This window comes from Salmonella sp. A7 (assembly GCF_020181675.1).
GTDB lineage: Bacteria > Pseudomonadota > Gammaproteobacteria > Enterobacterales > Enterobacteriaceae > Salmonella > Salmonella enterica.
This window is the reverse complement of the sequence record NZ_CP084001.1, coordinates 3,295,761-3,309,376: the sequence shown is the minus strand read 5'-3', so window position 1 is coordinate 3,309,376 and position 13,616 is coordinate 3,295,761. Positions and strand designations below refer to the sequence as shown.

At 53.9% G+C, this 13,616-nt stretch carries 12 protein-coding genes and 1 other annotated feature; of the genes, 8 read left to right on the top strand and 4 right to left on the bottom strand.

The features are described 5' to 3' along the window. Positions 1-16 precede the first annotated feature (16 nt). The gene (gene acrA, locus LCS67_RS16260; RefSeq protein ID WP_001039202.1) at positions 17-1,210 is read right to left on the bottom strand and encodes a multidrug efflux RND transporter periplasmic adaptor subunit AcrA; all 1,194 of its coding nucleotides are present in this window, start codon (positions 1,208-1,210) and stop codon (positions 17-19) included. Between the two features lie 141 nt (positions 1,211-1,351). On the opposite strand from acrA, the gene acrR reads away from it, so the two are divergent. Together acrR and mscK are read left to right on the top strand one after the other, a co-directional pair. Then, complete coding sequence (acrR, locus tag LCS67_RS16255; protein ID WP_000101760.1) at positions 1,352-2,005, top strand: multidrug efflux transporter transcriptional repressor AcrR; 654 nt, start codon at positions 1,352-1,354, stop codon at positions 2,003-2,005. 118 nt (positions 2,006-2,123) lie between these two features. After that, positions 2,124-5,486, top strand: coding sequence for a mechanosensitive channel MscK (mscK, locus tag LCS67_RS16250; protein WP_000178236.1), 3,363 nt, complete (start codon positions 2,124-2,126; stop codon positions 5,484-5,486). Positions 5,487-5,527: 41 nt separating this feature from the next. On the opposite strand, the gene LCS67_RS16245 is transcribed toward mscK, so the two are convergent. The 3 genes from LCS67_RS16245 to priC form a co-directional block, all read right to left on the bottom strand. Further along, positions 5,528-6,451 (bottom strand): Rpn family recombination-promoting nuclease/putative transposase, encoded by a 924-nt coding sequence (locus LCS67_RS16245; protein ID WP_000440512.1) that lies wholly within the window; start codon positions 6,449-6,451, stop codon positions 5,528-5,530. Between the two features lie 69 nt (positions 6,452-6,520). Beyond that, entirely contained in the window at positions 6,521-6,688 is a 168-nt protein-coding gene (rsmS, locus tag LCS67_RS16240; protein WP_000051161.1) for a pleiotropic regulatory protein RsmS, read from the bottom strand. 13 nt (positions 6,689-6,701) lie between these two features. Next, entirely contained in the window at positions 6,702-7,229 is a 528-nt protein-coding gene (priC, locus tag LCS67_RS16235) for a primosomal replication protein N'' (protein ID WP_001575715.1), read from the bottom strand. Positions 7,230-7,297: 68 nt separating this feature from the next. Between priC and LCS67_RS16230 the strand changes: the two genes are divergently transcribed. The 6 genes from LCS67_RS16230 to htpG all read left to right on the top strand — a co-directional run bounded on the left by LCS67_RS16230 (position 7,298) and on the right by htpG (position 13,386). Further along, positions 7,298-7,675, top strand: coding sequence for a DUF454 family protein (locus LCS67_RS16230; RefSeq protein ID WP_001189860.1), 378 nt, complete (start codon positions 7,298-7,300; stop codon positions 7,673-7,675). A gap of 152 nt (positions 7,676-7,827) precedes the next feature. Next, on the top strand, positions 7,828-8,379 hold the full coding sequence (gene apt / locus LCS67_RS16225; protein ID WP_000127350.1) for an adenine phosphoribosyltransferase: 552 nt from the start codon (positions 7,828-7,830) through the stop codon (positions 8,377-8,379). A gap of 113 nt (positions 8,380-8,492) precedes the next feature. Beyond that, entirely contained in the window at positions 8,493-10,421 is a 1,929-nt protein-coding gene (gene dnaX / locus LCS67_RS16220; protein WP_000121958.1) for a DNA polymerase III subunit gamma/tau, read from the top strand. Further along, positions 9,754-9,818: a sequence feature (DnaX frameshifting element), on the top strand. Its footprint overlaps the gene before it by 65 nt. 45 nt (positions 10,422-10,466) lie before the next feature. After that, positions 10,467-10,796: a YbaB/EbfC family nucleoid-associated protein gene (locus LCS67_RS16215; RefSeq protein WP_000467098.1), complete on the top strand. Its 330-nt coding sequence runs from the start codon at positions 10,467-10,469 to the stop codon at positions 10,794-10,796. Continuing rightward, positions 10,796-11,401 carry a recombination mediator RecR gene (recR, locus tag LCS67_RS16210; RefSeq protein WP_001195023.1) on the top strand — a complete coding sequence of 202 codons (606 nt, stop codon included), beginning with the start codon at positions 10,796-10,798 and terminating at the stop codon, positions 11,399-11,401. Before LCS67_RS16215 ends, recR begins: the two co-directional genes overlap by 1 nt. 110 nt (positions 11,402-11,511) lie before the next feature. Then, positions 11,512-13,386, top strand: coding sequence for a molecular chaperone HtpG (gene htpG, locus LCS67_RS16205; protein ID WP_001610808.1), 1,875 nt, complete (start codon positions 11,512-11,514; stop codon positions 13,384-13,386). The last annotated feature ends 230 nt before the right edge of the window (positions 13,387-13,616 follow it).

Genomic DNA, 13,616 nt, shown 5'->3' with positions numbered 1-13,616 from the left:
ACGGCTCCTGTTTAAGTTAAGACCTGGGCTGAGCAGGTTGATCACCGCTTGCGGCTTGCTGTTTGTTATCCGCGGTAATTTCCTGCACTTTAACCTGTGCGCCAGGACGTACTTTTTGCAGCCCGCTGACGACTACGCGGTCGCCCGCTTTCAACCCGTCAGTCACCAGCCACTTATCGCCGATCGCCTGGCTTGCGACGATTTGGCGGGTTTCCACTTTGTTATCAGCGCCAACCACCAGCACCGTGGCATCGCCGCGTGGAGTACGGGTAACGCCCTGTTGTGGAACCAGTAATGCCGTCGGTTTTGTCCCTTCCTGCAGACGTGCGCGAACGAACATTCCTGGCAATAAGGTGTGATCCGGGTTAGGGAAGATGGCGCGCAAAGTAATAGATCCGGTGGTTTGGTCAACGGTCACGTCGGAGAACTCAAGCGTACCGGATTGCGGGAATTTGATACCGTCGCTGGTCACCAGATCGACCTTCGCTTTGCCGTTTTCCTGCTTCAGCGAACCATTTGCCAGCTCCTGCTTCAGGCGCAGGAAATCATTGCTGGACTGGGTCACATCGACATAAATAGGGTCCAGCTGCTGCACTGTCGCCAGCGCCGACGCCTGACCGTTCTGTACCAGCGCGCCTTCCGTTACGGATGACTTACCAATACGACCGCTAATCGGTGAGGTGACTTTGGTATACGCCAGGTTGATACGTGCGGTTTCAACGGCGGCTTTTGCTGCGACAACGGCGGCAGTCGCTTGTTGCGCGTCAGCCAGCGCCTGATCGTATTCCTGCTTACTGATGTACTGCGTACCCAGCAGCTTTTGATAACGCTTCACCGTCAGTTCAGCGATATTCGCGGCGGCCTGCGCTTTTGCCAGATCGCCCTTAGCGCTGTCGTAAGTCGCCTGGTAGGTCGCAGGATCAATCTGATAGAGAGAGACTCCCGCTTCGATATCACTTCCCTCAACGAAATTACGCTTCAGGATAATGCCGCTTACCTGCGGGCGAACTTCGGCGATACGGTAAGCAACGGTACGACCCGGAAGTTCAGTTGTGATTTGCAGTGGTTCCGTTTTTAGTGTGACAACTCCAACTTCTGGCATCTGCTGGCCGCCTTGCTGGTCCTGTTTGTCGTCACATCCTGTTAGCGCTAAGCTGCCTGAGAGCATCAGAACGACCGCCAGAGGCGTTAACCCTCTGTTTTTGTTCATATGTAAACCTCGAGTGTCCGATTTCAAATTGGTCAATGGTCAAAGGTCCTTAAACCCATTGCTGCGTTTATATTATCGTCGTGCTATGGTACATACATCCATAAATGTATGTAAATCTAACGCCTGTAAATTCACCGACATATGGCACGAAAAACCAAACAACAAGCGCTGGAGACACGACAACACATCCTGGATGTGGCCCTGCGTTTGTTCTCGCAGCAAGGCGTATCGGCAACCTCGCTGGCGGAGATTGCGAACGCTGCTGGCGTGACGCGCGGCGCAATCTATTGGCATTTCAAAAATAAGTCGGATTTATTCAGTGAGATCTGGGAGCTATCAGAATCCAATATTGGTGAGCTTGAGATTGAGTATCAGGCAAAATTCCCCGACGATCCACTATCTGTATTAAGAGAAATTTTAGTTCATATTCTTGAAGCTACTGTAACAGAAGAACGACGCCGCTTATTGATGGAGATTATATTCCATAAATGTGAGTTTGTCGGAGAAATGGTTGTGGTTCAACAGGCGCAACGTAGCCTTTGTCTGGAAAGTTACGATCGGATTGAACAAACGTTAAAACATTGTATTAATGCTAAAATGCTGCCTGAAAATCTGCTGACCCGTCGTGCGGCGGTACTGATGCGCAGCTTTATTTCAGGGCTCATGGAAAACTGGTTATTTGCTCCGCAATCGTTTGATTTAAAAAAAGAAGCTCGCGCCTACGTCACGATCCTGCTGGAGATGTATCAATTGTGTCCGACGCTGCGCGCGTCGACGGTCACCGGCTCCCCCTGATAATATTCCAGGAAAACTCCTGGACATTTTCTGTGTCGCTATTCTGTTTGTTACAGGCGTGATATTCTTGCGACTCAATTATTTCCGGTCTGCTTGCCGGTTCAGACACTTCATTCTCATGACTATGTTGCAGCTTTATAAACGTTCACAGCATTTTGTTTTTATTACAATTAGCGTCCTTATTATCCTGCTGTCCTGTCAGTCTCTGGCATTTGCCCGGGGGCAAACGAATGGCGACCTGCCGTCAAAAGCGGATGTGCAAAACCAGCTGGATACGCTGAATAAGCAAAAAGATCTCTCCGCCCAGGATAAGCTCGTCCAGCAAGACCTTATTGATACGTTAGCTACGCTGGAGAAAATCGAGCGGGTGAAAGAGGAGACCGTACAGCTACGGCAGAAGGTGGCGCAGGCGCCTGAAAAAATGCGCCAGGCGACGGCTGCGTTGAATGCGCTGAGCGATGTCGATAATGATGCTGAAATGCGAAAAACGCTGAGTGCGCTTTCGTTACGTCAGCTTGAGCTGCGTGTGGCGCAGGTACTGGATGATTTGCAAAATTCGCAAAACGATCTTGCCGCTTATAACAGCCAGCTTGTTTCGCTACAGACCCAGCCTGAGCGCGTGCAAAACGCCATGTATACCGCCTCGCAGCAAATACAGCAAATCCGTAACCGTCTGGACGGCAATAACGTCGGGGAAGCCGCGCTTCGCCCCAGCCAACAGGTGTTATTACAGGCAAAACAGGCGCTGCTTAATGCGCAGATCGACCAGCAACGTAAGAGTCTTGAAGGGAATACCGTTTTGCAGGACACCCTGCAAAAACAGCGGGATTACGTGACGGCCAACAGTAATCGCCTTGAACATCAGCTTCAACTTTTACAGGAGGCGGTCAACAGTAAACGACTTACGCTAACGGAAAAAACGGCCCAGGAGGCCATTTCGCCGGACGAAACGGCGCGTATCCAGGCGAACCCACTGGTAAAACAGGAACTGGATATTAACCATCAACTCAGCCAGCGTCTGATTGTCGCGACCGAAAACGGCAATATGTTGATGCAGCAAAACATTAAAGTAAAAAACTGGCTCGATCGCGCGCTGCAGTCGGAAAGAAATATCAAAGAACAGATTGCCGTCTTAAAAGGCAGCCTGTTGCTGTCGCGTATTCTTTATCAACAGCAGCAAACCCTGCCCTCCGCCGACGAACTCGAAGATATGACCAACCGCATTGCGGATTTGCGTCTGGAGCAGTTTGAAATCAACCAGCAGCGTGATGCCTTATTCCAAAGCGATGCCTTTGTCGACAAGCTGGAGGAGGGGCATACCAGCGAGGTGAATGATGAAGTTCATGATGCGTTGCTTCAGGTGGTGGAGATGCGCCGTGAGCTATTGGATCAGCTAAATAAACAGTTGGGTAACCAGCTGATGATGGCGATTAACCTGCAAGTTAACCAGCAGCAGTTGATGAGCGTCTCGAAAAATCTGAAAGCCATTCTGACGCAGCAGATTTTTTGGGTGAACAGTAACCGCCCTATGGACTGGGACTGGCTTAAAGCGTTCCCCCAAACGTTAAAAGAGCAATTCAGCGCCATGAAAATCACGGTGAATTGGCAAAAAGCCTGGCCCGCGGTATTTATTGCTTTTTTGGCCGGGTTGCCGCTCTTGCTCATCGCCGGTTTAATCCGCTGGCGTCTGAAATGGTTAAAAGCGTATCAACAGAAGCTGGCCGCCGCCGTGGGATCGCTGCGTAACGATAGTCAGCTCAATACGCCAAAAGCTATTCTGATCGATCTGATCCGCGCGCTGCCGGTGTGCCTGATTATCCTCGCGCTTGGACTGATCTTGCTGACCATGCAGCTAAATATCAGCGATCTGCTCTGGGCCTTTAGTAAAAAGCTCGCGATGTTCTGGCTGGTCTTTGGACTGTGCTGGAAGGTGCTGGAAAAAGAGGGCGTGGCGATACGCCATTTTGGTATGCCGGCGCAGTTGACCAGCCACTGGCGTCGCCAGATTGTACGCATTAGCCTCGCATTGCTGCCGCTGCACTTTTGGTCTGTGGTGGCGGAGTTGTCGCCGCTGAATCTGATGGATGACGTGCTGGGGCAGGCGGTTATTTTCCTCAATCTGCTGGTCATAACATTGCTGGTGTGGCCACTGTGCCGGGAAAGCTGGCGCGATAAAGAATCTCACGGCATTCGACTGGTGACCGTGACGATTCTTTCCATCATTCCGGTGGCGTTAATGGTATTAACGGCGACCGGCTATTTCTATACCACCCTGCGCCTGGCGGGGCGCTGGATTGAAACCGTCTATCTGGTCATTATCTGGAACCTGCTTTATCAAACGGTGCTGCGCGGGTTAAGCGTAGCGGCGCGCCGGATTGCCTGGCGACGCGCGCTGGCTCGTCGTCAGAACCTGGTAAAAGAGGGAGCGGAAGGCGCGGAGCCACAGGAAGAACCCACCATCGCGTTGGAGCAGATTAACCAGCAAACATTACGTATCACGATGCTGCTAATGCTTGCCCTGTTCGGCGTTATGTTCTGGGCGATTTGGTCCGATTTGATCACCGTATTCAGCTACCTTGATAGCATCACGCTGTGGCACTACAACGGCACAGAAGCTGGCGCTGCGGTGGTGAAAAGCGTGACGATGGGCAGCTTGCTATTCGCCATTATTGCCGCGATGGTGGCCTGGGCGCTCATCCGCAACTTACCCGGCCTGTTGGAAGTGCTGGTGCTTTCACGCCTGAATATGCGCCAGGGGGCTTCGTATGCGATCACCACGATCCTTAACTACGTCATTATCGCTGTTGGCGCGATGACAGTATTCGGATCGCTCGGCGTCTCGTGGGATAAACTCCAGTGGCTGGCGGCGGCGTTGTCGGTGGGTCTCGGTTTTGGGCTACAGGAGATCTTCGGTAACTTTGTCTCGGGTTTAATCATCCTCTTCGAACGTCCGGTACGCATTGGCGATACGGTAACGATCGGCACCTATTCCGGCACGGTCAGTAAGATTCGTATTCGCGCCACCACTATTACCGATTTTGATCGTAAAGAAGTGATCATTCCGAACAAAGCGTTCGTAACGGAGCGGCTGATTAACTGGTCCCTCTCCGATACCACGACACGTCTGGTTATCCGGCTTGGCGTGGCTTATGGCTCGGATCTGGAGAAAGTGAAAAGAGTCTTGCTACAGGCGGCGATGGAGCATCCGAAGGTGATGCACGATCCGGAACCTGCCGTATTCTTCACCACCTTTGGCGCCAGCACTCTGGATCATGAACTGCGTCTGTACGTGCGTGAATTGCGCGATCGTAGCCATACGGTGGATGAACTGAACCGCGCGATCGATCGACTGTGCCGTGAAAATGATATCAATATCGCCTTTAACCAGCTTGAGGTACATCTGCATAACGCGAAGGGTGACGAAGTCACTGAAGTGAAGCGCGATCTCAACGGCGGCGATCTGGCGCCGGCGGCAAGCTAAAAGGCGGTGGGCTGCGCGCTTTATGAGTGCGCGCGGCGCCGCTAATGCGAAAGCGTAGAAAGCTCTTCCGGCGTAATGCCGGTGACGCTGGCGATGAGCCCGGGTTCCAGCCCGTTGGCAAGCATTTTGCGGGCAATAGCGCGCGCTTCGGCCTCACGGCCTTGTGCTAACCCTTGCTCAAGGCCTTTTTGCAACCCTTCCGTTCGGCCTTTTTCTTCCAGCCATTCCGCTATTGTCATCAGTTGTTCCTTATACTGCGGCGCGCCCTGCGCCAGTTGACGAATCAGCGCTCCGGGTTCTGCGGCGTTTCCTGCTTTCAACATATAGTTGATTAGTACACTGAGCTGCGTGTCCGTCAAATGATCCTGCGTTAAAAGCGTGATAAGGGGGTCGAGCAGTTCGCTTAAATCGCGTTGACGAATGTGTTTTTGCAGGAGCTCTAACATCGCTATCCGCCGATGCTGCAAAAGCTGATTATCCGGCATTATCGTCAGGTCGACCAGCGCAAATTCGCAGCTGTATAAGGCCTTCGCCATATCCGGTTTCACAAACATATTATGCCAGTTAAGGCTATAGGGCCACGGGCTTTCCGGACCGTGATAAAAGAGGATTGGTACCACCAGCGGCAAGGTATCATGACCGGCATCCAGATGACGCTGCATGGCGGCAATGGCGTACCGCATCAGGCGAAAAGCCATCAGCCGGTCTGATTTGCTCTGATGTTCAATGAGCGCGTAAACATACCCGGGGCCGTGTTGGGTATGCAGAGAGTAGAGAATATCTGAATAGCGGCTGCGTAAATTGTCTTCAACAAAACTCCCTGACTCCAGCTTCAGTGAATCCAGATCGCAGATTGCAAGAAAGTCTTCTGGCAAGTGGATAGCCAGAAAGTCGCGGGCGACCTCTTTTTGCATCAGCATCTGTCGAAATACCGCATCGTGCGGCGTGGTGGGTAGACGTTCCATGACCCGTCCCTTGTTGCCTGACTGTAGCGACCACTCTGTCAGCGACAACGAGGACAAACCAGAGGGCAATTACTCTGTTTGCGAGTCGTCTTCCGTACTTTTTAACTTGTTTTCATAATCTCGCATAACTATTTCCAGCGCGCGTAGCACCGTTCGTGCCGGTAAGCGATTCTCTTCAAGCAGCACAATTAAATCCACGGCCAGTTTGACTTCATCAGGGGCATTTTCAAGCGACATACTTTCTCCAGGGTTAACGGGTTAAACGCGCCAGTACGTTTTCTATTTTCTCCAGCGCATGTCGGCAGCGCGCCAGCCGTCCTTCATAGATCTCGACTTCCTTTTGCAGCGTTTGTTGTTCGACAAGGCCGGTCGCCTGCGCCAGACGAATTTTGCGCTCCTGTGTCATCGCCAGTAGTCGACGTTCAAACTCCTGATGCTGTATTCGTCTGCGCTGCCAACGGCCAAGCCCTGGCGCGGCGGCGTCCCACTGGCGCAGCGACCAGGCGGCGGTTTCACGCGATATCGCCTCCAGTTGCGAAGCCAGATGTTCCGCCAGCCAGGCGACTTGCGGCAGTTGCTCATGTTTTACCGCCTGACGCAACGCGGCGAGATTGGCGTCTGCCTCTTCCAGATATCCCTGCAACAGAGTACTGCGGGTACGGAAAAGGTGTCGGTCAAAGCGCGCGCTTAACGTCGCATGTTGCGCCAGCGGCGCGCAGCGTTGGCGTAGCGTCGCCAGCCTCTCTTCCAGCGTCTGTAACAGCATAGCGGTTTTCAATTCAACACCCCGATGAAAATAAGACAGGCTGTGCTACAGTAGCCTTCTGTTTGATAACGATTCGCATTATGCAACGTACTATTTTAATCATCATTGGCTGGCTGGCGGTAGTATTAGGGACATTGGGCGTGGTTTTGCCCCTGTTGCCGACAACGCCGTTCATTTTACTGGCGGCCTGGTGTTTCGCCCGCTCGTCGCCGCGTTTCCATGCCTGGTTGTTATACCGCTCATGGTTTGGCGGTTATCTGCGCCACTGGCAGCGCTATCGGGCCATGCCGCCGGGAGCGAAACCGCGAGCGATCGCGTTGATATTGCTGACCTTTGGTATCTCGCTGTGGCTGGTGAATATGATGTGGGTGCGGGTGCTGCTGTTGGTTATTTTGGCCTGCCTGCTGATTTTTATGTGGCGGATACCGGTGATTGATGAAAAGCAACAAAAGCGCTGAAGCACACGAATCGCTGTTGCAATTGTCGTTCACAGCCAGTAAATTCGACCGTTTTCGAGCACAGGCGCAGGCGGTCAAAGAGTAACCGAGCGTTACCCCTGACTGAAAAGTATTGCGCCGTGAGTAACACCGTACTTAGCAGGCATATATCCATGACCGCGACTGCACAGCAGCTTGAGTTTCTCAAAAACAGCATCAAAAGCATTCAGGATTACCCGAAACCGGGCATTCTTTTCCGTGATGTCACCAGCTTACTGGAAGACCCGAAAGCCTACGCGCTCAGTATTGAACTGTTGGTTGAGCGTTATAAAAATGCGGGTATCACCAAAGTGGTCGGCACCGAAGCGCGTGGCTTCCTGTTTGGCGCGCCGGTTGCGCTTGGGCTGGGCGTTGGTTTCGTTCCGGTACGTAAACCGCGCAAATTACCGCGTGAAACTATTGCCGAGACCTATGAATTAGAGTACGGCACCGATCAGCTGGAAATCCATGTCGACGCGATTAAACCTGGCGACAACGTGCTGGTCGTGGATGATCTGCTGGCGACTGGCGGCACCATTGAGGCGACCGTGAAGCTGATCCGTCGTCTGGGCGGGAAAGTCACCGATGCGGCGTTCATCATCAATTTGTTCGATCTGGGCGGCGAGCAGCGTCTGGAAAAGCAGGGGATTACCTGTTATAGCCTGGTGCCGTTTCCAGGGCATTGATTCAGGCTATCCGCACTGCTATTTTAGCCAGAGAGACAACCTCGCTGTATCGGCGAGGTTGTGTTAGCATTACCCTTCTATGAATCCACCTTCCAGCGTTTCAGAGCCTGCCAATGAGTTATCAGGTCTTAGCCAGAAAATGGCGCCCACAAACCTTTGCTGACGTCGTCGGCCAGGAACATGTGCTGACCGCACTGGCGAACGGCTTGTCGTTAGGGCGCATTCATCACGCATATCTTTTTTCCGGCACGCGCGGCGTCGGTAAAACCTCTATCGCCCGACTGCTGGCGAAGGGGCTGAACTGCGAAACCGGTATTACCGCGACGCCGTGCGGCGTTTGCGATAATTGTCGGGAAATTGAGCAGGGGCGTTTTGTCGATCTCATTGAGATTGACGCCGCATCGCGTACCAAAGTCGAAGACACCCGCGACCTGCTGGATAACGTCCAGTACGCGCCTGCGCGCGGTCGCTTTAAAGTCTATCTGATCGATGAAGTCCACATGCTGTCGCGCCACAGCTTTAATGCGTTACTTAAAACGCTTGAAGAGCCGCCAGCGCATGTGAAATTTTTACTGGCGACCACCGATCCGCAGAAGCTGCCGGTGACCATTTTGTCGCGCTGCCTACAGTTTCATCTCAAAGCTCTGGATGTTGAACAGATTCGCCATCAGCTTGAGCATATTCTCAATGAGGAACATATCGCTCACGAACCCCGCGCGTTGCAGTTGTTATCACGTGCGGCTGACGGCAGCCTGCGCGATGCATTAAGTCTGACTGACCAGGCGATCGCCAGCGGCGACGGGCAGGTTTCGACGCAGGCGGTAAGCGCCATGCTCGGTACGCTGGACGACGACCAGGCTTTGTCATTAGTCGAGGCAGTGGTTGACGCTAACGGCGAACGCGTCATGTCGCTTATCAACGAGGCGGCGGCGCGCGGTATTGAATGGGAAGCGCTGCTGGTCGAAATGCTTAGCCTGCTGCACCGTATTGCGATGGTGCAACTTTCGCCTGCCGCGTTAGGCAGCGATATGGCGGCTATCGAGCAACGGATGCGCGAACTTGCCCGGACGGTGCCTCCCGGCGACCTTCAGCTCTATTATCAGACGTTGTTGATTGGTCGCAAAGAATTGCCCTGGGCGCCGGACCGGCGGATGGGCGTTGAAATGACGTTACTGCGTGCGCTGGCGTTTCACCCGCGTATGCCCTTGCCGGAGCCTGAAACGCCGCGGCAGTCTTTTGCGGCCGTGGCCCCAACGGCGGTAATGACGCCGCCACAGGTGCAGCAGCAGTCGGCGCCCGCGCCGCAGACATCGCCAGCGCCGCTGCCGGCGTCTACCAGTCAGGTGCTGGCGGCGCGCAATCAGCTACAGCGCGCGCAGGGAGTAACCAAAACAAAAAAGAGTGAACCGGCAGCCGCATCCCGCGCGCGGCCGGTGAATAACTCTGCGCTGGAGCGGCTGGCCTCGGTTTCGGAGCGCGTACAGGCGCGCCCGGCGCCGTCTGCGCTGGAAACGGCGCCAGTAAAGAAAGAGGCTTATCGCTGGAAGGCCACCACGCCGGTAGTACAAACCAAAGAAGTGGTGGCTACGCCAAAAGCGCTTAAGAAAGCTCTGGAGCATGAAAAAACGCCGGAGCTGGCGGCTAAACTGGCGGCGGAAGCGATTGAGCGCGATCCGTGGGCGGCGCAGGTAAGCCAGCTTTCTTTGCCTAAGCTGGTGGAGCAGGTGGCGCTTAATGCCTGGAAGGAGCAGAACGGCAACGCGGTTTGTCTGCATCTGCGCTCGACGCAGCGGCACCTCAATTCCAGCGGCGCGCAGCAAAAGCTGGCGCAAGCGCTCAGCGATCTGACGGGAACGACGGTTGAACTGACCATCGTTGAAGATGATAATCCCGCGGTGCGTACGCCGCTGGAATGGCGTCAGGCTATTTATGAAGAGAAACTCGCGCAAGCGCGTGAGTCAATTATCGCGGATAATAACATTCAGACGCTGCGTCGATTCTTCGACGCCGAGCTGGATGAAGAGAGTATCCGCCCCATTTGATCGTAAGCCTGGCTTGCGATTGTGAACCATCAAGAGAGAGAGCTTATGTTTGGAAAAGGCGGTCTGGGCAATCTGATGAAACAGGCCCAGCAGATGCAGGAAAAAATGCAGAAAATGCAGGAAGAGATTGCGCAGCTGGAAGTGACCGGCGAATCCGGCGCGGGTCTGGTGAAGGTTACCATCAACGGCGCGCATAACTGCCGCCGCGTGGAAATTGACCCAAGCCTGCTGGAAGATGACAAAGAGATGCTGGAAGATCTGGTCGCTGCGGCCTTCAACGATGCGGCGCGCCGCATTGAAGAGACGCAAAAAGAGAAGATGGCCTCCGTCTCTTCCGGTATGCAACTGCCGCCAGGCTTTAAGATGCCATTCTGATGCAAACCAGTCCGCTGTTAACTCAGCTTATGGAAGCGTTGCGCTGCCTTCCGGGCGTCGGCCCTAAGTCGGCGCAGCGGATGGCGTTTACCCTGTTGCAGCGCGATCGCAGCGGCGGAATGCGCCTGGCGCAGGCGCTGACCCGGGCGATGTCGGAAATCGGCCACTGCGCCGACTGCCGCACCTTTACCGAGCAGGATGTTTGTAATATCTGTTCGAACCCGCGGCGTCAGGAAAACGGCCAGATTTGCGTGGTGGAGAGTCCTGCGGATATCTACGCCATTGAGCAGACCGGGCAATTTTCCGGGCGGTATTTCGTGCTGATGGGCCACCTGTCGCCGCTGGACGGCATCGGGCCGGATGATATCGGTCTCGATCGTCTGGAACAGCGGCTGGCGTCAGAAAAAATCAGTGAGCTGATCCTCGCGACCAACCCGACGGTTGAAGGGGAGGCTACCGCGAACTATATTGCCGAGCTGTGCGCGGAGGCCGGCGTCGAAGCCAGTCGTATCGCCCACGGCGTGCCGGTTGGCGGCGAACTGGAGATGGTCGACGGTACGACGCTGTCCCACTCGCTGGCGGGACGCCATAAGATTATTTTCTGAACAAACGGAGGCGGCATTCGCGGCCTCCGCTTGAAATCACACCCGCTTGTCCCCATCTCACCCTCAACGTATTTTTACCATTAAAAATGGCATTGTTGAGGTCTATCCACATGAAAGGACAAGAAACGCGTGGTTTTCAGTCAGAAGTTAAACAGCTTCTGCACCTGATGATCCATTCTCTTTATTCCAATAAAGAAATCTTCCTGCGTGAACTCATCTCTAACGCCTCAGATGCGGCGGACAAGCTGCGTTTCCGCGCTCTGTCAAACCCGGACCTGTATGAAGGAGATGGCGAGCTGCGTGTGCGCGTCTCTTTCGATAAAGATAAGCGTACGTTGACCATTGCCGATAACGGCGTGGGGATGAATCGTGATGAGGTGATTGACCACTTAGGCACCATTGCCAAGTCCGGCACCAAATCTTTCCTCGAATCAATGGGGTCCGATCAGGCGAAAGATAGCCAGCTCATCGGTCAGTTTGGCGTAGGCTTCTACTCAGCGTTTATTGTGGCCGATAAAGTGACCGTACGTACCCGTGCGGCAGGCGACAAGCCGGAAAATGGCGTGTTCTGGGAATCGGCAGGCGAAGGCGAATACACCGTTGCCGATATCACCAAAAATGACCGTGGTACGGAAATCACCTTACACCTGCGTGAAGGCGAAGATGAATTCCTCGATGACTGGCGCGTACGCTCGATTATCAGCAAATATTCCGATCACATCGCATTGCCGGTAGAGATTGAAAAACGGGAAGAAAAAGACGGCGAAACCGTGATTTCCTGGGAGAAAATCAACAAGGCCCAGGCGTTGTGGACCCGCAACAAGTCGGAAATTAAAGACGACGAGTACAACGAGTTTTACAAGCACATCGCGCATGATTTCACCGATCCGCTGACCTGGAGCCACAACCGCGTGGAAGGTAAGCAGGAGTACACCAGCCTGCTGTATATCCCGTCGCAGGCGCCGTGGGATCTGTGGAACCGCGATCACAAACATGGTCTGAAGCTTTACGTACAGCGCGTGTTCATTATGGACGATGCCGAGCAGTTCATGCCGAACTATCTGCGTTTCGTGCGCGGCCTGATTGATTCTAACGACCTGCCGTTGAACGTCTCCCGTGAAATCCTGCAGGACAGCACGGTAACGCGTAATCTGCGCAGCGCCCTGACCAAACGTGTTCTGCAAATGCTGGAAAAACTGGCGAAAGACGACACGGAAAAATATCAAACCTTCTGGAAACAGTTCGGTCTGGTGCTGAAGGAAGGCCCGGCGGAAGATCACGCCAACCAGGAAGCGATCGCCAAACTGTTGCGCTTTGCCTCCACCCATACCGACTCTTCCGCCCAGACCGTGTCGCTGGAAGATTACGTCTCCCGGATGAAAGAAGGGCAGGAAAAAATCTACTACATCACCGCAGACAGCTATGCGGCGGCGAAAAACAGCCCGCACCTGGAACTGCTGCGTAAGAAAGGCATTGAAGTGCTGCTGCTCTCCGATCGCATCGATGAGTGGATGATGAACTACCTGACCGAGTTTGACGGTAAAGCATTCCAGTCGGTCGCTAAAGCCGATGAGTCCATCGAAAAACTGGCAGATGAAGTCGACGAAAACGCGAAAGAAGCGGAAAAGGCGCTTGAGCCGTTCGTGGAGCGTGTCAAAACCCTGCTGGGCGATCGCGTGAAAGAGGTGCGTCTGACGCATCGTTTAACCGACACGCCGGCGATTGTCACCACCGATGCGGATGAAATGAGCACCCAGATGGCGAAACTGTTCGCTGCGGCCGGTCAGTCCGTGCCGGAAGTGAAATACATCTTTGAGCTCAACCCGGATCATGTGCTGGTCAAACGCACTGCCGATACCGAGGATGAAGCGCAGTTTAAAGAGTGGGTCGAGCTGCTGCTGGATCAGGCGCTGTTCGCTGAACGCGGTACGCTGGAAGATCCGAACCAGTTTATCCGCCGTATGAACCAGTTGCTGGTGTCCTGATAACGCTCATCTGATTGCCGGATAGCGACGCGAAGCATCTTATCCGGCCTACGGACGGGTACTGTTTGTAGGCCGGATAAGCGCCAGCGCCATCCGGCATTTTTTATAATACCTTCTCTTTTCTCGATTTCTCTTCGTTAACCGTTTCAGCATCAGGCGGCTTCCTTGAGCGAAATGCGTGATGGTGGTATCGTTTAGCGCTTTTTAAAAAATATCGACAACCTTTGAGG

Coding starts and splice junctions, on each gene's coding strand:
- acrA (WP_001039202.1), bottom strand. CDS start 1,210: ATGAACAAAAACAGAGGGTTAACGCCTCTGGCGGTCGTTCTGATGCTC.
- LCS67_RS16245 (WP_000440512.1), bottom strand. CDS start 6,451: ATGGAACGTCTACCCACCACGCCGCACGATGCGGTATTTCGACAGATG.
- recR (WP_001195023.1), top strand. CDS start 10,796: ATGCAAACCAGTCCGCTGTTAACTCAGCTTATGGAAGCGTTGCGCTGC.
- dnaX (WP_000121958.1), top strand. CDS start 8,493: ATGAGTTATCAGGTCTTAGCCAGAAAATGGCGCCCACAAACCTTTGCT.
- mscK (WP_000178236.1), top strand. CDS start 2,124: ATGACTATGTTGCAGCTTTATAAACGTTCACAGCATTTTGTTTTTATT.
- LCS67_RS16230 (WP_001189860.1), top strand. CDS start 7,298: ATGCAACGTACTATTTTAATCATCATTGGCTGGCTGGCGGTAGTATTA.
- apt (WP_000127350.1), top strand. CDS start 7,828: ATGACCGCGACTGCACAGCAGCTTGAGTTTCTCAAAAACAGCATCAAA.
- rsmS (WP_000051161.1), bottom strand. CDS start 6,688: ATGTCGCTTGAAAATGCCCCTGATGAAGTCAAACTGGCCGTGGATTTA.
- acrR (WP_000101760.1), top strand. CDS start 1,352: ATGGCACGAAAAACCAAACAACAAGCGCTGGAGACACGACAACACATC.
- LCS67_RS16215 (WP_000467098.1), top strand. CDS start 10,467: ATGTTTGGAAAAGGCGGTCTGGGCAATCTGATGAAACAGGCCCAGCAG.
- htpG (WP_001610808.1), top strand. CDS start 11,512: ATGAAAGGACAAGAAACGCGTGGTTTTCAGTCAGAAGTTAAACAGCTT.